Source organism: Cryobacterium breve, assembly GCF_004402375.1.
GTDB lineage: Bacteria > Actinomycetota > Actinomycetes > Actinomycetales > Microbacteriaceae > Cryobacterium > Cryobacterium breve.
The window spans coordinates 64,783-83,296 of sequence record NZ_SOGJ01000012.1; the positions used below are offsets into that span (position 1 = coordinate 64,783).

18 protein-coding genes and 1 tRNA gene are annotated in these 18,514 nt (G+C 68.2%); 2 read left to right on the forward strand and 17 right to left on the reverse strand.

Going from position 1 to position 18,514, the window contains the following annotated elements; translation table 11 throughout:
* Window positions 1-20: 20 nt before the first annotated feature.
* The 17 genes from E3O65_RS05170 to E3O65_RS05250 form a co-directional block, all read right to left on the reverse strand.
* A complete protein-coding gene (locus E3O65_RS05170; RefSeq protein WP_134362672.1) occupies window positions 21-878 on the reverse strand; it encodes an anti-sigma factor domain-containing protein in 858 nt (285 codons plus the stop codon).
* Entirely contained in the window at window positions 865-1,521 is a 657-nt protein-coding gene (locus E3O65_RS05175) for an RNA polymerase sigma factor (protein ID WP_241985794.1), read from the reverse strand. The genes E3O65_RS05170 and E3O65_RS05175 overlap by 14 nt, the downstream gene beginning before the upstream one ends.
* A 15-nt stretch (window positions 1,522-1,536) precedes the next feature.
* Entirely contained in the window at window positions 1,537-2,193 is a 657-nt protein-coding gene (locus E3O65_RS05180; protein ID WP_134362673.1) for a class F sortase, read from the reverse strand.
* 15 nt (window positions 2,194-2,208) lie between these two features.
* The gene (locus E3O65_RS05185; RefSeq protein ID WP_134362674.1) at window positions 2,209-3,048 is read right to left on the reverse strand and encodes a DUF4397 domain-containing protein; all 840 of its coding nucleotides are present in this window, start codon (window positions 3,046-3,048) and stop codon (window positions 2,209-2,211) included.
* A gap of 147 nt (window positions 3,049-3,195) precedes the next feature.
* On the reverse strand, window positions 3,196-4,584 hold the full coding sequence (locus E3O65_RS05190) for an MFS transporter (RefSeq protein WP_198411707.1): 1,389 nt from the start codon (window positions 4,582-4,584) through the stop codon (window positions 3,196-3,198).
* A 428-nt stretch (window positions 4,585-5,012) separates the two neighbouring features.
* A complete protein-coding gene (locus tag E3O65_RS05200; RefSeq protein ID WP_241985793.1) occupies window positions 5,013-5,693 on the reverse strand; it encodes an alpha/beta fold hydrolase in 681 nt (226 codons plus the stop codon).
* A gap of 189 nt (window positions 5,694-5,882) precedes the next feature.
* A complete protein-coding gene (locus tag E3O65_RS05205; protein WP_134362677.1) occupies window positions 5,883-6,473 on the reverse strand; it encodes an isochorismatase family protein in 591 nt (196 codons plus the stop codon).
* A gap of 28 nt (window positions 6,474-6,501) precedes the next feature.
* Window positions 6,502-7,914 carry a D-alanyl-D-alanine carboxypeptidase/D-alanyl-D-alanine-endopeptidase gene (locus E3O65_RS05210; RefSeq protein WP_241985792.1) on the reverse strand — a complete coding sequence of 471 codons (1,413 nt, stop codon included), beginning with the start codon at window positions 7,912-7,914 and terminating at the stop codon, window positions 6,502-6,504.
* A gap of 52 nt (window positions 7,915-7,966) precedes the next feature.
* The gene (locus tag E3O65_RS05215; protein ID WP_134362679.1) at window positions 7,967-10,249 is read right to left on the reverse strand and encodes a putative bifunctional diguanylate cyclase/phosphodiesterase; all 2,283 of its coding nucleotides are present in this window, start codon (window positions 10,247-10,249) and stop codon (window positions 7,967-7,969) included.
* Window positions 10,250-10,342: 93 nt separating this feature from the next.
* Window positions 10,343-12,634 (reverse strand): putative bifunctional diguanylate cyclase/phosphodiesterase, encoded by a 2,292-nt coding sequence (locus E3O65_RS05220; protein ID WP_134362680.1) that lies wholly within the window; start codon window positions 12,632-12,634, stop codon window positions 10,343-10,345.
* A gap of 174 nt (window positions 12,635-12,808) precedes the next feature.
* Entirely contained in the window at window positions 12,809-13,792 is a 984-nt protein-coding gene (locus E3O65_RS05225; RefSeq protein WP_134362681.1) for a Gfo/Idh/MocA family protein, read from the reverse strand.
* Between the two features lie 314 nt (window positions 13,793-14,106).
* Window positions 14,107-14,451, reverse strand: a complete 345-nt coding sequence (locus E3O65_RS05230) for a HEPN domain-containing protein (protein ID WP_277870446.1) — start codon at window positions 14,449-14,451, stop codon at window positions 14,107-14,109.
* Window positions 14,452-14,572: 121 nt separating this feature from the next.
* Window positions 14,573-15,163 carry an ArsR family transcriptional regulator gene (locus E3O65_RS05235; protein ID WP_166785656.1) on the reverse strand — a complete coding sequence of 197 codons (591 nt, stop codon included), beginning with the start codon at window positions 15,161-15,163 and terminating at the stop codon, window positions 14,573-14,575.
* A 334-nt stretch (window positions 15,164-15,497) separates the two neighbouring features.
* A tRNA-Ser gene (locus E3O65_RS16605) sits at window positions 15,498-15,587 on the reverse strand.
* An 8-nt stretch (window positions 15,588-15,595) separates the two neighbouring features.
* Window positions 15,596-16,783, reverse strand: coding sequence for a tyrosine-type recombinase/integrase (locus E3O65_RS05240; protein WP_166785657.1), 1,188 nt, complete (start codon window positions 16,781-16,783; stop codon window positions 15,596-15,598).
* The gene (locus tag E3O65_RS05245; RefSeq protein ID WP_134362685.1) at window positions 16,780-17,175 is read right to left on the reverse strand and encodes an ImmA/IrrE family metallo-endopeptidase; all 396 of its coding nucleotides are present in this window, start codon (window positions 17,173-17,175) and stop codon (window positions 16,780-16,782) included. The genes E3O65_RS05240 and E3O65_RS05245 overlap by 4 nt, the downstream gene beginning before the upstream one ends.
* Entirely contained in the window at window positions 17,156-17,647 is a 492-nt protein-coding gene (locus tag E3O65_RS05250) for a helix-turn-helix domain-containing protein (RefSeq protein ID WP_134362686.1), read from the reverse strand. Before E3O65_RS05250 ends, E3O65_RS05245 begins: the two co-directional genes overlap by 20 nt.
* Window positions 17,648-17,791: 144 nt before the next feature.
* Here E3O65_RS05250 and E3O65_RS05255 point away from each other — a divergent pair, with 144 nt between their 5' ends.
* Window positions 17,792-18,055 (forward strand): hypothetical protein, encoded by a 264-nt coding sequence (locus E3O65_RS05255; protein WP_134362687.1) that lies wholly within the window; start codon window positions 17,792-17,794, stop codon window positions 18,053-18,055.
* On the forward strand, window positions 18,055-18,255 hold the full coding sequence (locus tag E3O65_RS05260) for a helix-turn-helix domain-containing protein (RefSeq protein ID WP_134362688.1): 201 nt from the start codon (window positions 18,055-18,057) through the stop codon (window positions 18,253-18,255). The genes E3O65_RS05255 and E3O65_RS05260 overlap by 1 nt, the downstream gene beginning before the upstream one ends.
* Window positions 18,256-18,514: the final 259 nt, after the last annotated feature.

The following is an 18,514-nucleotide window of genomic DNA, read 5'->3' on the forward strand; positions in this document are numbered from 1 at the left end:
GGCGCTGGCGTAGGCGATGATCAGACCGTACGGAGTTCTCCGCGCAGGATCGAGTCGCCGGAGTGCTGCGGGTCGCCGTCGTCGGGTTCCGCGGAGACGTCGACGAGCGGGTACTGGGACAGGTCGACACCGTCGGGGATGGCGAAGTGCCCGGACTCGCCGTCGAGCAGGCCAATACTGATGAGTCCGGAAGCGTCGGCCTTGATCAACCAGACCTCACGCAGATCCGAATCGCCGTTCACCCCGGTGACGTCGAGCACCACCTCACGGTGACCGTCCGCGGTCTTCGCTACGTAGGCGCTGCCGGTGGCGTCCCAACCGGGGAACGGATCGAGTTGCGCCTCGGCGAGCGCCACCGGCTCGGGCGCCTGCTGTTGCACGGACTGCCACCAGATGCCGCCGCCGAGCCCGCCGAGCAGGCCGGCCACGCCTGCAGCCACGGCCACGGGCATCCAGCTGTGCCGGCGGCGGGGGCGGCTGCGGCGCAGGCCGGAAGCCGAGCCGATGTCGGTGACGGAGGCGGAGGCGCTGGCAGTGGCGGGTGCGCTGGCAGTGGCGGGTGCGCTGGCAGTGGCAGGTGCGTTGACCGTCGGGACAGGCTCGAGCACCGCGGCAGGCTCGGTGGAGTCGTTCAGTCGGGGCGTCGCGGCAACGGCATCGGACAGTCCGAGGGCGGAGTGGATCCCGGCCCAGGCCGACCCAGAGGGCTCGACGAGCTCCACGCTGCGCGCGGACCGGCCGACGGCGGCGGTGTGCTGCAGGGCGATGAGTTCCAGGGAGCACTCGGGGCATTCCGCGAGGTGTTGACGTTCGGGGTCGGTGAGGTCGAACTCCGCCATGGCAATGAGCGCGAGATCGTCCCGGTCAATGTGTGTCATCGTTCGCCTCCAATCTGGTGCGCAGCCTCGAGAGACTTCGACGGATATGACTTTTCACGGTGCCGAGCGGCAATCCGAGGCTATCGGCGATTTGGGTGTGCGTGAGATCGTCATAGAACGCCAGCTGCATCACCTGTTGCGGAACCGGTCCGAGCCGGCGCAGTTCGTCGCGGATCAGGACGCGGTCCGCCACATCCGCCGACTCATCCGCTTGGCTCCGCTCGGTGTCGACGACGACGGCCTCTTCAACGCGGCGCCTGCGGGAACGGGCCTCATGGGCATCCGCCACGGTGTGCCGGGTGATTCCGACGAGCCAAGCCGGCAACGGCGACCGCGACGCATCGAATCCGTCGCGCCCCTTCCAGGCGGCGATGAAGACCTTCTGGGTGACGTCCTCAGCCTCGCCCGCGTCGCCGAGTGAGCGCACGGCGATCGTGTAGACGAGGGATGACCATCGGGCGTAGGCCTCGGCAAGCGCACGTTCGTCTCCCGCCCGAAATGCCAGTACAAGCTGGGCGTGGTCCTCGTCGTCGGTGATAGCCGTCACGTCGTATCGGTGTCCCCCTGTTGGTGAGCGCATCGGGAGGTCGTACATGTCAGGCTCCGCCGGAGAGCGAGCCTCGACCACCGTGACGGCCAGCATAGCCACACCTCTGGATCATGCGATTGGATTCGCCGAAACGATCACGTTCGACAGATAGCTGCGGGCGTCGTAGTCGAACTCGCCGCCGCAGGTGACGAGTGTGAGCCGGCCGGGGCCGGCGCGGTCGAAGATCGAGTCCCAGGGGACATCCGCTTTGGTCACTGTTTGAACGGATTCCACCGCGTAGCGCCGCTCCTGGCCGTCTTCGGTGGTCACCACAATCTCGGTGCCGGCAGCCGCCGAGGCCAGCTCGGCGAACGGCCCGATGTCGTAGACCAAAGAGTCGACATGGGCGGCGACGACGGTCGCCCCGGCGGCACTGGCCGGTGACGGTCCGAAGCGGTACCAGGCGGCGACCGACGGGTCCCTGGGCAATTCCATCGCCCCATCGGCGGCCAGGCCCACGGGCTCGATCGCCATGTCGATTGCAAGCGACTCGACACGGATGCGCTGGGGCGCCAGGGCCCTCGGAGCCTGGTTCTGGTCCAGGGCCGAACTGACGGTCGGCACCAGGTCCTCGGGGGCGGGCGCGGGCTCCGGCTTCGGCGCCGGGGCGGCTGAAGTCGGCGGCACGTAGGCCGTGGAGGAGGTTGTGCTCGGGGCGGTGGTGCACCCCGTGAGCAGGACAAGAGCCACAGCGAGCGCTGTGAAGGTGCCCACTGTGGCTCTCATCGCACGATCCCTCTGCTAGCGGCGAACGGCGGACAGGCGACGCACGCCGACGACGCCTGCGGCGATCAGGCCCATCAGCACGGCGGCAAAGCCACCGACCATGAGACCCGTGGAGCCGTCCGCCTGGTTGGTGGCGACAAGACCGGCCTCACCGGCAGGGATGCTGTCCGGGTTGGAGTGAAGTCCGTCAATGGTCTGAACGGCCAGGGCGAGGTTCTTGTCGGTCAGGCTGCCCCACGCGTAGACAATCGTGTTCGTGCCCTCGGCGACGTTGACGTCTGCCGGGCCGATCACCGGGTCGGTCGTTCCGGTTGCGGCGACGGCGGCCGAGATAGTGCCGGCCGGCAACGTGAGCACGGATTCCTTCGGGTTCACCAGGGCGGTGATCGCGGCGGCTCCGTTGGCGAGGACATCCACCGCGGGGGCTGCTGCCACGTGGCGAACCGTCAGGCGGCCATCTCCGGCGGCGAGCTGCGAAATGTCGTTGGTGAACAGTGTCGCCGTAGGTTTTCCGGCTTCGTCGAGGTGCGCGGCGGCGGTGTAGTTCTTGCCGGCCTCGAGCGGGAGGTCGACCGGCCCGATGGCGGGCGCACTGGCATCCGCTGCGTCTGACGCGGTGATGGCCACCTTGTAGGTGCCGGCCGGCAGATCGAGTGGGCCGGCCAGGTCGCCCGGCTTGAAGTCGTCCAGGGTCAGCTTGTCGTTCACGTACACGTCGACCGTGAGGCCGGGGACTCCGTGGAGCACGGACAGCTTCGCGACGTCCTCCGCTGCCTGCGCCGGTGCGAGACCGCCGAGAGCAACAAGGGCGCCGAGGGCGCCGGCCGTCATTCCGATCTTGAGGGACTTGTGCATCGTTTCCTCCTGCTTATGGGTCTGCGAGTGGGTCACTCTCGAGAGAGGCTGAATGCCGCTCTTACACTCACTTCTCCTCGGGAGCGGTCAACGGATGCACGTGCATGGAAATATTCTGAACGATACTTCGTCGCGTGTCTTGTCGCGCTATTTCGTTGCCGCGCTGTGCAGTGATAGGTCTCGACGGAAGATCACCAGCACCAGCACCAGAGAGAGGGCCGAGACCCCGGCCCCACCGGCGAACATCACGGGGTACCCCAGCCAGGGCTCAAGCAGGGACAGAGCCAGCGGCACGAAGAACCCCAGGTAGGTGATGCCGTAGTAGATCGCGGTCAGCCGGGCGAGGTGGTCGGGCGGCGCGATCCGCTGCACCTCCTGCAGCCCTGACACCATCATCAGTCCGTAGGCGGCGCCGAGCAGGGCCGCAGCCGGCAGGATCAGCCAGAGCCGCGGCGGGCTCACGGCCACGGATGCGAGCAGCAGAGAACCGATGGTCAGCATCAGCGCGAGCATGATGCCCCGGGCGTTGTGGCCCGCGGTGATCCGATGGCTGAACAGCTGCAGCGACGCGCCCGCGACGAGGGCCACCACGCAGAGCAGCGCCGCGAACGCCACCGGGGCAGACGGGATCTCGGCGGCGGCGAGTGCCGGCAGGACGGCGTAGGCGGTCGTGGCCGTGCCGAAAACCCAGGGGGCCACCGGCACGATCAGAAGCAGGAACCGCGGGTAGGGCGAGGTGGCCGGGCGGGCGGGCAGCAGCGCGCCAGGCGGGGTGCGCAGCCCCTGGGACTCCGGGGTGCGCAGCCCCTGGGACTCCGGGGTGCGCAGCCCCTGGGACTCCGGGGTGCGCAGCAGTAGCAGGCCGAACACCATGGCGATGACCGTGTGCGCCGCGTAGGGCAGCATGCCGGGGAAGGGCGCCCACTGGGCCAACACGCCGGAGCTCGCCGCGCCGAGGGCGAAGCCGAGCGACAGGGCTATGGTCGCCCGCCGCGCACCAGAGGCCAGGTCGGCTCCCCGATCGAAGGGTTTGGCGGAAAGTTCCTTCACCCAGCTGGTGCCCACGGCCATGGCCAGGCCCAGGGCGACCCCGGATAGGATGCGGCCGGCCAGCAGCAGGGGAACGTTGCCTGCCGAGACGGCCAGCAGCACACTCCCGGCGATTGCGATCCACGGTGCGGGCAGCATCAGCGGCCGGCGGCCGAACCGGTCGGACAGCGGACCGGCGATGAGCAGGGCCGGGATGATGCCGAGCACGTAGGCGCCGAGCAGCAGGTTCGCGAGCTGGTTCGAGAACCCGTCGTCCTGCCGGTACATCACCAGCAGCGGGGTGAATTCGTTGCCACCCCAGGCAACGGCGAAAATCGCGGCGGCCGGTGCCAGCCAGAATCGTCTGCCCTGGGTCTTGCTCTCGGTGCTGGCGCCTGTCCCGGTGCCCGCGCCTGTCGTGCCCGCACCTGTCCCGATGCCCGCGCCTGTCGTGCCCGCACCTGTCCCGGTGCCCGACGCCATCGCATCCTGGATGTCGATTGTCATGACGGTCCCCCGGTCGGCATTCAACGGGCTCGCCAGCGAGGCCCCTTCTTCTCCAGCCTACGGGAGGCAGCCCCGGCAAGGCCGAGCCCGGCAGGGCAGGGCCCAAGGCCGAGCCTGCCCGTGTGGCCAACTCAGGACATCCGTTATCTGGGTGGCCCTGCCGCCCCAGACCAGTGCGCAACCCGCACGGATGTCCGGCCCCGCCCGGTCAGATCTCCTGAGTTAGCCCCGCCACCCGCCACCCGCCGGTTGCAGCGCTGCAGCCTCTGCCCGGGGCGAAGCGGCTCGTCTGCGGTTGGGACAGGCACCACGCGCTCCGCCCCGTGGAACGAACGAATTCGACGGAGATTTTGGGAGAAATGCCAGTTTCCGGAGGTGTTGAGGGCGATATGGGCAAAATCTCCGTCGAATTCGTCAGGGGCGGGGGCTCAGTCCAGAAAGTGCAGCGCCGCCCGCTTGAACTCGCGAGAGGTGAGCGTGTTCACGTGGTCCCGGCCCGCCAGTTCGAGGTACTCGGATCCGCGCGCGCGGGCGACCTCTGCAACGCCTGCCGGGATGGAATCGGCGCCGCCCGCGACGTAGAGCACGGGAATCTCGGCCGGCACGTCGAGCGAGGAACCGGCCACCCCGCCGACGCAGGCCACGAGGGCCTCACGATCGGCGCCGGCGGTGATCGCTGCTCCGAGTACGGCCGCGATCGACGGGTCTGCGGAAACGGTGCCATCGGTCACGAACCGGCGCACGGCATCCGGATGCCACGTCTCGAACAGTTCGTCAGGCCCGGCCCCACCGAGCACCAGGTGGTGCACCCGATCCGGAGCCAGCCGCGCGAGCGCCGCCGCCACGCGCGCGCCCATCGAGTAGGCGATCACGTCCACCTGCTCGAGCCCCAGGGCGTCGAGCACCACGACGAGGTCAGCGGCCAGCTGCCGAGGCAGGTAGTCGTCGACCCGATGCGGCTTGTCGCTCCGGCCGTGCCCGCGCAGATCGGGTGTGATTACGCCGCGGCCCGCATCCTGCACGGCCCGCACCCAGCCAGTGCCAGCCCAGGTGACCTGCGCCGTGGACGCGAACCCGTGCACGAGCAGCACCGGGCGGTCCCCGGGCACAAAACCGTAGGCTATCCGAACACCGTCTAGGCGACGGGCGAAGAGCACTCCGCCCGCGGACGTCGAATCAGCCGATCCGGCGAAACCAGCCGACCCACCCGACCCGCCAAACCCACCCGACCCGCCCGATCCCGCTGACCCGCCCGATCCGACCATTCCGGTCACGCCCGCCGGCCCTCCCGCACCCACCTAGGCGACCACGTCGGAGGTGACGAGGAGGGCGCCGGCGTGGCCCAGCTCGGCCAGGGCGGCGTTGCTCGATTCCCGGGCGACACCGGCGACCAGGTCGGTCAGCACGCGCACGTGCTGACCGTGTTCGAGGGCGTCCAGGCCCGAGGCGCGAACGCAGTGGTCGGTGGCCAGCCCGACGATGTCGATGTCGGTTACCCCGTTGGCGATCAGCAGTTCGCCCGTCTTCTCGCCTCCCTCGGAGACGCCGTCGAAGATCGAATAGCCGGCCTCCCCCTGGCCCTTGCGAATGTGGATGGTCGTGTCCGCTACCAGCAGCGACGGGTGGTACTCCGCGCCGAGGGTGTCCGCTACGCAGTGCACGGGCCAGGTCTCCGTGTAGTCGGGTTCTCCCTCCCGCGCGAAGTGGCCGCCGTTGTCACTGTCGGGGTCGTGCCAGTCTCGGGAGGCGAAGATCACGTCATAGGCCTCCGGATGTTCCAGGAGCAGCGCGCTGATCCCCGCGGCCACCGCAGACCCACCCTCCACTGCGAGGGCCCCGCCCTCGGTGAAGTCATTTTGAACGTCGATGATGAACAGGGCCCTGGTCACGGACTACTCCTTCTCTCGCCGGTTGAGTTCAGGAGTTCGACAGGTTGCCGCCACAGCGGAAGAATCCCGCGGCAATGGTGTCGAGCGCCTGCTTCGCATTATCGCTCACATCCCCAAGGGCGTAAACGGCGAAGGTGAGCGGCGTGCCGTCGGCCGCCCGGATGACGCCGGACAGCGTGTAGCCGGTATCGATCCAGCCCGTCTTGGCGAAGACGGCACCGTCGGCCACCGCGTTGTCTCCCGTGAATCGGTCGCTGTAGGACAGCGACCCGGTGGGTCCGCCGGCCACCGGCAGCCCGTCGAAGATCACGCCGAGGTTGCCATCGCGCGCGTTGATCTTCACGAACAGTCGGGCGAGGTAGGCCGGCGGGACGGCGTTGTCGTCGCTGAGACCCGAGCCGTCCCGGATGACGATCCCGGTCGTGTCGACGCCGTAGGAGTCGAGCGCGGTGACGATCGACTCCTGCAGGGCGCCGAAGGTGTTGCCGGCCCCCGATTCCACCGCAACGAGTCGGGCGAGCATCTCGGCGAGCGCGTTGTCCGACACGATCAACGACTGCCCGATCAGCACAGACACGGGTTGGGACTGCACCGTGGCGAGCGCGGCAGCCCCGGCCGGGGCGGTGCCGCGGCTGATCTTCACGTCGCCGCCGAGCGCATCGGCGAAGGCCTGCCCGGCACGTCCGACCGGGTCGGTGCTGCGGGCCGAGGTGTGCCGCGACGGGTCGTCCCGATCGCCGTCGACCTGGAGGGCGGTCACGTCGGGCATCGACCCGGCGTTGCGTTCCAGCTCGTCCCAGCTCGGTTCCCAGCCGGGGCCATCGAAGAGCGAGGAGTCCAGCACGAGCGAGGTGATCGGCGGGTTGACCGGGTTGGCCTGCCAGGCGGCGAGGGTCTGGTGGGCGAGATCGTCGAGGTGGGCGGCGCCGGGATAGACGGACTCGGTGCCGGTGGGCAGCCGGGTCAGGGTCACGTCTCCCCCGCCGATCAGAACGACCGAGCCTGGCTCGCTGCCGGCGACGACGGTGGTCCTGACCCGGTGGTCCGGTCCGAGCACGTCGAGCGCGGCGGCGCTGGTCAGCACCTTCAGCACGCTCGCGGTGCGTGACGGTGTGCTGCCGCCGCGGTCGAAGAGCACCTCGCCGGTGGTGGCGTTCCGCACCTGAGCCTGAAAGTTCGCCAACCTCGGGTCGGCGGCGAGAGCCGCGACCGAGCAGGTGCGCAAGGCGCTGGCCGCGGAGGCGTCGGCGGGCACCGGGCGTCCGGGGGCAAGGGTCGGCGTGGTCAGGCTGTCGTTCGATTTCACCGCGGCGACGGATGCCGTGGCGGCCGCCTCCGGGGCACGGGTCGCGGCCCCGGCAGCGAAGGCTCCGGTGCCCAGCAGCAGCACCGCGACGGCGACAGCCGTGACTCGTGTGCGCAGGGGCGTCAGTTCTTCCACCCGAGCACTGTACCTGCCGCGCATGTGAGGCACCCTCACTCGGGCGCGGCGGCTAGCCCGTGGCGGTTATGGCGGCCTGCCGGGCCCTGAACCAGGAGGCCAGCGCGGCGGCCGGCAGCGGGCGTGAGATGTAGAACCCCTGCGCCTCGTCGCAGCCGTAGCCGATCAGCGCGGCGTAGGCGATCGCATCCTCGACACCCTCGGCCACCATCCGCACGCCGAGACTGTGCGCAAGTTCGACGATGGAGGCCACCAGGGCGGCGGCTCTCTCGTCGTCCGCCATGGGGAAGACGAAAGACTTGTCGAGCTTGAGCTCGTCGATCGGGAGGTCCCTGAGATAGGCCAGGGAACTGTAACCGGTACCGAAATCGTCCACCGCGATGCGGATCCCGCTCTCGCGCAGGCGCCACAGGATCTCCCGCGCCCGGGCCCGGTCTTCCATCAGGAAGTCCTCGGTGATCTCCAGCATCAGGTCGGACGGCGCCAAGCCGCGCATCTGCACCATGGCGCTGATGCTTTCGGGCAGGTCGGCCTCGATCAGCGAGCTGGCGGACATATTCACCGCGACGGTCAGGGGCCGACCCTCGACCCGCCAGGCCAGGGCCTGATCGAGCGCTTTGACCAGCACGATCCGGGTCAGCTCACGCATGAGCCCGGCGTCTTCGGCCAGGGGCAGGAACGCATCGGGGGGCAGCAGACCTCGGGTCGGGTGCTGCCAGCGCACGAGCGCCTCCACGCCGTGCACGTGGCCGGTGCCGAGTTCGACCTTGGGCTGGTAGTGCAGAACGAGCTCGTCGGAGGCGAAGGCACGCCGCAAGTCTTCCAGCATCCGTAGCCGGGAATCGCCGTGCATGTCGTCGGTGCAGGTGAAGACGTGGTGCCCGCTGCGCGAGGTCGTGGCCTTGGCCTTGTACATGGCCATGTCGGCCTTGCGCAGAAGCACCTTGAGGGTGTCGCCCTGGTCGGGGAACAGGGCGATGCCGATGCTGACGTTGGTCTCGATCGCGATGCCCTCGAGGGTGAACGGCCGGGCCAGAACGGCCTGCAGCTTCTCCGCCACCTCCACCGCCTGATCGTGGCCGGCATCGCGCAGCATGATCGCGAACTCGTCCCCGCCGAGGCGGGCGAGCAGGTCCCCGGGCCGCAGTTCCCCGTTCAGGCGGGAGCCCACCTGCACCAGCAGTAGGTCGCCGGCGTCGTGGCCGAGGCTGTCGTTCACTTCCTTGAACCGGTCCAAGTCCAGCAGCAGCAGCGCACAGCGGGTGTCGCTCGCCGGGTACAGGTAACCGGCTGCCTCGGCGTAGAGGGCCCGCCGGTTCGGCAGCCCGGTCAGGTCGTCGGTGCGCGCCTGGCGGCGAAGGTCAGCCATCCGTCCGAGTTGGCGGGATGCGAGTTGGGTGCGCACGGCGCCGACCACCAGGGTCACTCCGGCGAGGACCACGGCCGAGGTGGAGATCGGCACCTGGGTGCCCAGCACGAGCACCGTCATCCCCGCCACCGACGCCAGGCCCGGAACGGCCAGCGTCCACGCCCCGCTCAGGGCCCGACCGCCGACGGTCCCCGTGTGCGCCAAATCCCAGATCCAGGCAGCCGTCAGGGTGAGGCCGATGGCCCAGCCGGCGTCCAGCGGGGTGCCGAACACGTAGGAGTCGGCGGCGACCTGGAACGCGTAGACGGCGTCGCTCACCGTGAAGATCACCAGGCCCAGCGCGAGGAAAAACCACCGGCGCCCCAGGTTGAGCCCGCGGGCCGCGGCGATCCCTATGATGACCGAGACCAGGACGAGGTCGAACAGGGGGTAGCTGACGGCCACCACGATGGCCAGGGACGGAGGGCCGGCCACCGCGGATTCGAAGGTCGGCGCCATCAGAACAGCCAACACGGATGCCGCCCCGAGCGAGCCCAGGGCACCGTCCATGAGCACGGACCGGGGCATCGGAAGCAGCTGACGATGCACCAAAACCACCAGCCCCGCCAGCAGCAGCGCATAGAACAGCATGTAGCCCAGGTCGGCGAACGACGGATACGGCAGCGTTTCCGCTCCCCCGAGGAGAAAGTAGGTATTGGCGAGCCCGAAAATGGTGACGGCTGACGCGGCCAGGACCAGCGGCATCCGCTCCCTGGTGGCGCGGGACACGGCGATCCAGCAGATCAGGGCAGGAGTCAGCTCGGTGATCACCCAGAGCCCGCCCGTGATCAGCGCACCGAAACCACCGACCAGTAGGCACACCACGTAGGTGATCAGGAGCAGCCAGGTGCTTCCGAGCAGCCAGCGATCGGCACGGCGGCGACCGTCACGGGAGTCCGGACGGCCCGTGTGCGCGGTAGCGTGCATAGGCCCCCCTGCCGTTTCCACAACGCTAGCGGAGCCCGCGTGGGCCGAAGTGCCAGCAGGAGTGCCTACTTTCACCCCAGAAGGGGGGTGGCATCACACGGCGGGTAGGGTGAGCGGAACCGCGTCGCCCCCGTCACACCAGAGGGCCTGGGCCTCCGGATGGCGTTGGGTGAGCCACACATCGAAATCGACGGCCGGCACCGGGCGCGACATGTAGTAGCCCTGGCCCTGATCGCAGCCGAAGCGGGCGAGAGCCGCATACGCCTCCGCGTCTTCGATCCCTTCGGCCACCATGCTCAGGCCGAGACTATGGGCCAGGATGACGGTCGATGAGACCAGCGCGGCCGCGCGCGGATCATTGGTCATCGGCGACACGAACGACCGGTCCAGCTTGAGTTGGTCGATGGGCAGGTCGCGCAGGTAGGCCAGGGAACTGTACCCGGTGCCGAAATCGTCCACGGCGATGCGCACGCCCCGCAGGCGCAGCCGGCTGAGGATGTCGTGGGCTCGGGCCCGGTCGGCCATCAGAAAGTCCTCGGTCACCTCGACCTGCAGCGCCGAGGCTGGCAGGGCGCGGACCAGGAGCATGGCGCCGATCCGTTCGGGCAGGTTTTCGTCCACCAGAGAGCTGCCCGAGAAGTTCACGGCCACCGACAACGGCGTGCCCTGCGCCTGCCAGCGCGCCGCCTGGTCGAGGGCCTGGGCCAGCACGACCTGGGTGAGGTCGGGCATGAGACCCGATTCCTCAGCCAACTCCAGGAAGGCATCCGGATACAACAGGCCCCGCGTCGGATGCTGCCACCGCACGAGTGCCTCAACGCCCTGCACGGCGCCGGTGGCCAGCTCGATCTTGGGCTGGAAGTGCAGCACCAGTTCGTTCTCCGTCAGAGCGTTGCGCAGCTCCTCCAGAGTGCGTAGGCGCGTGTCACCGTGACTGTCGTCGACGCTCCGGTAGACGTGGTGCCCGGTGCGGGCGGACTTGGCCTTGTACATCGCCATGTCGGCCTTGCGCAGCAGCACCGTGAGGTCCTCGCCCTGGGCCGGGTACAGCGCGATCCCGATGCTGGCCGTGGTCGTCAGGGCGATCCCGGCCAGGGTGAACGGCACCGCCAGGGCGTCGAGCACGGTGACCGCCGCCGTCTCGGCGTCCGCCGCCTCCGCACCGTCGAGAAGGATCGCGAATTCGTCCCCGCCGAGCCGGGCGAGCAGGTCGTTCGGCCCCAGCTGGGCGGTCAGCCGCTCGCCGACCTGCACCAGCAGGCGGTCCCCTGCGTCGTGGCCAAGACTGTCGTTGACTTCCTTGAACCGGTCCAGGTCGAGCACCAGCAGCGCGCGCCGGTGGCCGCCGGCCAGCAATCCGGGAACGTCGGCGTACAGTGACCGCCGGTTGGGCAGCCCGGTGAGGTCGTCGGTGCGGGACTGGGCGCGCAGATTGACCATGCGGCCCAGCTCCCTGAAGGCGAGTGCCGTGCGGATCGACGCCCCCACGAGTGCCAGGCTGGCCAGCAGCACCGCGGTGATGGGAACGTCGATCCGGCTGGCCGTGACGAGCACCACCAGACCGCAGCCCGTGGCGATCGACGGCACCACCATCGCCCACGCGCCGCGCACGGGACGGCCTGGTTCGCTCGACGGGAGAGTGTAACTGCGCAGCCAGACCGCGATCAGAGCAAGGCCGACCGTCCAGCCCAGGTCAAGCGGGGTGCCGATGGTGAAGCCGGGGCCCGTGACCCGGAACGCGAACAGGGTGTCGGTGATGGTGAAGATGAACAGGCCCAGGATCAACAGATTCCAGTTGCGGCCGACGGTGAGGCCGCGGGCGGCGGCGATCCCGGCGACGACGGCCATCATGGTGAGGTCCCACGAGGGGTAGGCCACGGCGACGAGGGCGGCTACCGAGGGCATCCCGCCATCGGTTTGCAGAACCGGGCCGAGCACGACCGACAGCACGGCGGCGGCGCCGAACACGCCCACCGCGCTGTCCAGCGTCACGGCCCAGGACAGGGTGCGCAGCTGGCGGTAGACCAGAACGAACAGGGCGGCCAGGATCAGCGGGTTGACGAGGAGGTGTCCCGCATCCGCCAGAGACGGGAACGGAAGCGCCGGCGCCCCGCCGAGCGTGACCAGATGGCCCGTGTAGCCGGCCGCGAACACGGTGACGGCTGCTGCCACCAGCGGCTCCAGGTAGCGTCCTCGGCCGACTCGCCGCACTTCCACCCAGCACACCACGGCCGTGACCCACTGGGCGAGCACGTTCGCAACGGCTCCCACGGCGACGGGCAGCCCGAGGCCGGTCAGCAGAGGCGCGACGACGGCACAGGCCACGAGCGTTCCGAGGAGCCACAGGAGCCAGGCGTGGGCGCGGCGGGGGTGGAGAGCAGACATGGTTCGGGTTGGCACGATTCGGGTCAGGGGGTTTGACTGCGAGGACTGCGGGGAACCACCGTGCCCATTCCCGCTTGTACTGGAAACAATAGCGGTGGCCGGCTTCCGGCCCGTGCACCGCGCACCGGTGTCGGCGCGACGAAGACCCCTGCGGTGCGGTCCCGGGGGCGGCGGCTACTCGCCGGGGTAGCGCAGCCCAATCTGCGCGCGTACCTCGTCAAGGGTCTCCATGATCGCCACCAGCTCCTCGACCGGCAGGATGTCGCTCGAGATCTTTCCGGCCCGGATCAGCAGTTCCGCCTCCGCCGCCTGATAGTGCATGCCGCGCCCGTTGATCTCGGCGGTGAAGGTCTCGATGACCTCGTTGGCACTGTTCAGCACCCGGAAGTCGGTGGGCGAGTACCAGACCCGGTCGATGTCGATCCGGCCCAGGGTTCCGAGAATTGTGGCAGTGTTCGGGCCTGTCGCGTTGCTCGCCGACAGGGTCTGGGCGATCTGCCCGCCCGCATAGCGGAAGGTGGTGGCGACCTGCGCGTCGGCGCCCGTGGCCTTGAACGTCGCGCTCGCCTGGATGGTCTCGGGGCGCCCGAACAGTTCGGACGCGAACGTGAGCGGGTAGATGCCGAGGTCGAGGAGCGCGCCGCCGCCGAGGTGCATGGCGTTCAGTCGGTGCGCCGGGTCATCCGGCAGGTCCTGAGTGTGGTCGGCGATCAGTGTGCGCACGTCGCCGAGGGTTCCTTCGGCGAGGATCTCGCGGATGCGCACCATGTGCGGCAGGAACCGGGTCCACATGCCCTCGAGCACGAGCAGCCCGAGGCTCGCGCCGAGGTCGACGATCTCGCGTGCCTCGGCGCCGTTCAGGGTGATCGGCTTCTCGATCAGAACGTGCTTTCCGGCATTCAGAGCGAGCTTGGCGTTCGCCGCGTGAAACGGATGCGGGGTCGAGATGTAAATGATGTCGACATCCGGGTCGGCAGCTAGGGCCTCGTAGCTCGCATGCGCCGTGGGGATGCCGAACTCGGCCGCGAAGGCCTCCGCTGACGCCTGCGATCGGGAACCGACCGCCTGCACCTGAAAACCGTTCAGCACGAGGTCGTTGGTGAATTCGTGGGCGATCCCGCCCGTGGCCAGGATTCCCCAGCGGATTGCGTCGGTCATGGCATCAGCCTAGCGATTGAGGGCCGCCCGACCGGGGTCCCGACCGTTGATTCTGCGGCGGGCCTCGCGGGGGCCTGGCGGGCCACCTCGCGGAAGGCCTGGCGGGGGGCCTGGCGGGGGGCCTGGCGGGCCACCTCGCGGGAGGCCTGGCGGGGGGCCTGGCGGGGGCTCGCCGGACATCCGTGGCGACACACGCGGTGGCTAACTGCGGAGATTTTCGCGACACGCCGCTCAGCCGGGTGCCACAACCGGCGTGTCCCGAAAATCTCCGCATTTGCGTGACAACGGATGCCCCGTCGGCCCCGGTCGTGGCCTCAGCAGGGTGGCATCAGCTCGATCAGCCGCGCTGCACGATCCACAATCGCCCGTGCCGCCGGAATCGCTTGATCCACGTCGTCAACCGTTGCCGAGGCGCGGCCGATGTCGGGGTACTGCGTGTCGTTTCGGAGTCGCCGCATCCAATCGAACTCGCGGATCTCGCTCGGGCGAGGGGGCTCCAGCTGAGCGACCGCCACCTCGAGCAGCACGGCATGCGCTCCCTCACCTCGGGGTTTGAGCCCCTGGTTGACCAGCATCGCGGCGAGCGCGAGTCTCGCCGCATCGTAGGTGAGCGTAAACGCGCCGGCCGGGTCGAGGTCGCGGAGCGTTGCAACAGCAATGAGGTACGGGCCTGCACCAGGTGACTTTCAACGAGATCGCGGTTGGCGACGACACGGGTGAGTCGACTTCAGTCAACGAGTCGATCAATCTCGACCCGGCCACGATCCCACCGATCGATCATCAGGAGGTCTCCAGCAGGTCAAGGTGCACGAGGGGACGTTCGCTGAGTGTGCGGAGGAACGGATCGGTGTCGGCTGCCTTCCATGCCGCGGCGCTGACAATACGGGGGTTCACTGCGCGAGCGAGCGTGATGCCGGCGGTGCGGGATGCCTCGTAGACCTGGCCGCGTGGGGGGTTGCCCACGATCAGAAGATCGATGTCGCCCGGGGCATCACCGGGCTCGCCCGCGCGTCTCGCTGCCCACGAACCGTAGAGGAAGGCCGCATCGATTCCGACGATACCGGCGAGGTGGTGTGGGATCACGACAGCGGGACCATAGGTGAGGCCGAGCAGTTCGGCGAGAGGGCGAAACGCCGGCGTGTCCCGGCGGGCCCGAACCTCGACGGCTTGGCCGCGCTTGCTCGTGGAGGCAAGGCCCATCTTCGCGATTCGGGAGACTTCGCGGTGCGCGCTCGAGTACGGCGTATGCGCAGCGCGGGCGAGGTCAGAGATCGTGAACGATCGGTCGGGGTTCAAGAAGAGCCGGGCGAGGATTTCACCCTGCGCGTCTGACCGGAACAGCGGCGCGAGAGTTGGTGCCTTAATATTCACATACGCGATAATACTGTCGCGTATCCGGATAAACGAGAGCGGGTCGCCGCCGGGCTCGCAGGGTTCGCCGGGTTCGCCGGGTTCGCCGGGTTCGCCGGGTTCGCCGGGTTCGCCGGGGCATCCGTGGCGGCACCCGGTGTTGCTAACTGCGGAGATTTTCGCGACACGCCGGATGTCACGCCCGACTGACCGGCGTTTCTCCAAAATCTCCGCGGTTACGTGACTACCAACGGCTTCGGAACGGCGACGTACAGCAACTCACGGCTTCGGAACGGCAACTCACGGCGACGCACAGCAACGACGAGCAGCGAATGACCTGGCTGCCTGCTTGAGATGGAGCCGCCTATCAGAATCGAACTGATGACCTTCTCATTACGAGGGATATTTTATGAAGCTCGCGGGTGTTCGCCGGAGTAAAGTCGGCCCGCGAAATCAACGATCTGAGGCCTCCACTGTTCGCTCATGTTCGCTGGGGTAATCGCCATAGGGTGCAACATAGGGTGCAGACGGCTCGTCCATCTTCGCCATGAGAGCCTGCTCACGTTCCTCAAGCGGGTGCACGTAGACGCGGTAGGTGAACGCTGCGTCAGCGTGGCCGAGGATCTTCGCCGTCACCGCAACGTCGCCTCCTGAGTCCGCGATCATGTGCGTGGCCGCGGTGTGCCGGGACTGGTATCGCCTCGTCTCGGAGAGCCCTGCAGACATGAGTAGCGCCCGCCATGCTTTAGTGTCCACGCCCGGTCCGATCGGGCCACCGTTCGGCTGGGGGAACATGAGCGCGACCGGCCGGCCGTCGTACTCCCACCCCTTCCACTCGGCGCCCATCTCGGCCATGAGTAGGAGCTGCTCGGTGCGGTGCGTGCGCAGGAGCGCGGCGATGGTCTTGGGCAGGATGATCCGCCGCTCCCCCGCCTCCGACTTCGGTGCGTCCTGGTAGATGAATCCGAGGCCCTTTACGCGGAGCAGCTGGTGGCTGACCGCGAGCGCGCCCGTCTTGTCGTCGAAGTCCTGCCAGGTGAGGCCGAGCACTTCGGCAGGCCTGAGCCCGAGCTTGACCGCGAGGTGCCAGCGGGCCCGGTTCCGGCCGGTGGCGGCCGTGAGGATCGCGTCCCGGTCCTCGCGGGAGAACGCGGTCGTGTTGGGCTTGCCGATCGGGTCGAGCTTGACGCGGAGTGCAGGGTTGAAACCGATCTGCCCGCGGTCGAGCGCCACGTTCAGCGCCGACTTCAGCGGGGCCAGATAGCGGCGCTGCGACGACGCTGCGACGTTCAGCGACGTCACCCACTCCTCGAGGCGCTCAGTCGTCAGCTTGTCCAGCTTGATCGACCCCAGCTCGGGAACGATCTTGGAGTCCGTCACCCACCGGTCCATCGCGTACGTCGTCGGGCGGTGCTTGGCGACGTTCTCAAGCCAGTGGTCCATCCATGCCGCCACGGTGGGCACCTTGCCCGCAACGAGCTTGCCGTCGTCGCGGCGGTTGAGGAGCTCACGCTTCTCCTGGGCGCACAGTGCTTTCGTCTTGTGGTAGCGGGTGTACTTGCGCTTGCCGGCCACGGTCACGTAGCCGCGCCACCCCTTGTCCGTCTTCGACATGGAGCCTTCACCCTTTGCCGCTCTCATGCGCTGTCCTTCTGTCCGTTGAGGTATGCGAGCAGGATGTCTCCGGTCACCTGGAGGTCGATGGCCCACTCCCGCGGGTCGCTCGACCATTGCGCGAGCTGGCGGAGGCGGTCGGCGGGGATGAGTCGGCGCGATGCGGAGAGGTCGGCTCGGCGTTCCTGTCGCAGCGACCACACACCGTCCGTGTGGCGGTCGTCGGCGAGGTGGTGGGCGATCTCGTGCGCGAGCACGCTCCGCTCCGTTGCGACTCTCATGCCGCGGCGCAGGAGGATGATCTGGCGGCCGGGGATGTACATGCCGCAGTTGACCCGCAAGTGCTGGTAGGCGACGGTGAGGCCAAGCTGGTCGGCGTGCCCGTGCGGGTCGTAAACATCAGTCGTCGAATTCGTCAATCTCGATTACCGTCTCCCCCGGTTTTGCAACGGCGCCGAGTTGCTCGGCTTCGTCCTCGGTAGGAGTGTGGCGCATGCGTGTGACATTGCCTCGGTCTTGCATGGCCGGGTGGTTTTCGTCGAGAGGCTGGGTGAGGACGGCGGAGTTCCAGACCTGGTCCTCTATGCGCCGGATCGTCTCCCTGGCCAGTTCCAGGTCGGTGAATTCGCGGAGCTGCAGCTGCGGTGCCATAACCATGGGCAGATCCATGTCTCCATCGTCGAGGTAGCCGGCTGCGATGAGCGCCTGGAGTGGGTGCACATCGTAGGCGCGGGCCACTTCGACCACCTGGCGGGGCCGCGGTTCGACTTTTCCGGCCAGCCACCGGCTGATGGTGGATTCGGGGATGCCTGCGCGCTCAGCAATTCGGGCGCCAGCGGCGTTATCCGTGATGGTCCGCAGGTATTGGGGCCAATCAACTCTCGTGGTCATGGCCCCAAACTATCCCAATCATTGCGCGCGTGCAATGTGTTTGCATAAGTGCACCCCCGGAATCACGCGGAAGTGGCCGCGACACGCGCAATGCATGAATGGAATAATCATGCAATAGCGCAAGACACCCGTAGTCTTGCCAACATGCAATCAGCTACCAAATCAGCCAGAGCCCAGGCGGCTCTCGTGCTCAACCGGGCCCAGCTGGACGAATTGCGCCGTGCAAACGGCATCGTCTCTGAGGTGGAACTCGCCAGGATCATCGGGGTAAACCCGGTCACTCTCTGGCGGGTCAGCAACGGAGACGTACATCCGTCCAATGGATTCATCGCCCGGGTAATGCTGGCTTTCCCGCACGCCTCTATGGCCTCGTTGTTCCAGGTCGTCAGCGCCGAGAAGGTCGCGTAATGAGCGCAGTCGAGGCAGTTCGCCTCTACTCCGTTGCCGCCGCTGCTACGCAGCTCGACATGTCCCGGGTCTGGGTTTATGACCAGATCAAAGCAGGCAAGCTCCGCGTCGTGGAGTTTGGTGACACCAGGCCGCACCAGCGCATTCGCGCGGACGACCTGCAGAAGTTCATAGACGCCCGCACGTTCGGGCCCGTCTAAACCTCCACATTCTCGCCCCTCGACCAGAGGGGCATCCACCGGCGTGCCCAAACGCGCCCTGAGCTTGCCCAATGCCAGATGCTGCCGCGAGGCGGTGTCGGGATGGGGGCTCGCAGCACCTTGACAACTACACAGCGAAACCCCGAAGAAATGCAGGGGTGCCCACCGCACAGCAAAGCGGGAGGGAGCGGGAATGGATGCCCGCGCTGGGACCGACTAAGCCTCGGGGACCAGCAGGCGCGAGTGGCGTTGATCGTAA

What these genes read in the sequence shown, in the direction of transcription:
- E3O65_RS05220 (WP_134362680.1), bottom strand. Translation starts at nt 12,634, where the DNA reads ATGTCTGCTCTCCACCCCCGCCGCGCCCACGCCTGGCTCCTGTGGCTC.
- E3O65_RS05240 (WP_166785657.1), bottom strand. Translation starts at nt 16,783, where the DNA reads ATGAGAGCGGCAAAGGGTGAAGGCTCCATGTCGAAGACGGACAAGGGG.
- E3O65_RS05215 (WP_134362679.1), bottom strand. Translation starts at nt 10,249, where the DNA reads ATGCACGCTACCGCGCACACGGGCCGTCCGGACTCCCGTGACGGTCGC.
- E3O65_RS05260 (WP_134362688.1), top strand. Translation starts at nt 18,055, where the DNA reads ATGAGCGCAGTCGAGGCAGTTCGCCTCTACTCCGTTGCCGCCGCTGCT.
- E3O65_RS05175 (WP_241985794.1), bottom strand. Translation starts at nt 1,521, where the DNA reads ATGCTGGCCGTCACGGTGGTCGAGGCTCGCTCTCCGGCGGAGCCTGAC.
- E3O65_RS05255 (WP_134362687.1), top strand. Translation starts at nt 17,792, where the DNA reads ATGCAATCAGCTACCAAATCAGCCAGAGCCCAGGCGGCTCTCGTGCTC.
- E3O65_RS05250 (WP_134362686.1), bottom strand. Translation starts at nt 17,647, where the DNA reads ATGACCACGAGAGTTGATTGGCCCCAATACCTGCGGACCATCACGGAT.
- E3O65_RS05190 (WP_198411707.1), bottom strand. Translation starts at nt 4,584, where the DNA reads ATGACAATCGACATCCAGGATGCGATGGCGTCGGGCACCGGGACAGGT.
- E3O65_RS05180 (WP_134362673.1), bottom strand. Translation starts at nt 2,193, where the DNA reads ATGAGAGCCACAGTGGGCACCTTCACAGCGCTCGCTGTGGCTCTTGTC.
- E3O65_RS05170 (WP_134362672.1), bottom strand. Translation starts at nt 878, where the DNA reads ATGACACACATTGACCGGGACGATCTCGCGCTCATTGCCATGGCGGAG.
- E3O65_RS05185 (WP_134362674.1), bottom strand. Translation starts at nt 3,048, where the DNA reads ATGCACAAGTCCCTCAAGATCGGAATGACGGCCGGCGCCCTCGGCGCC.
- E3O65_RS05225 (WP_134362681.1), bottom strand. Translation starts at nt 13,792, where the DNA reads ATGACCGACGCAATCCGCTGGGGAATCCTGGCCACGGGCGGGATCGCC.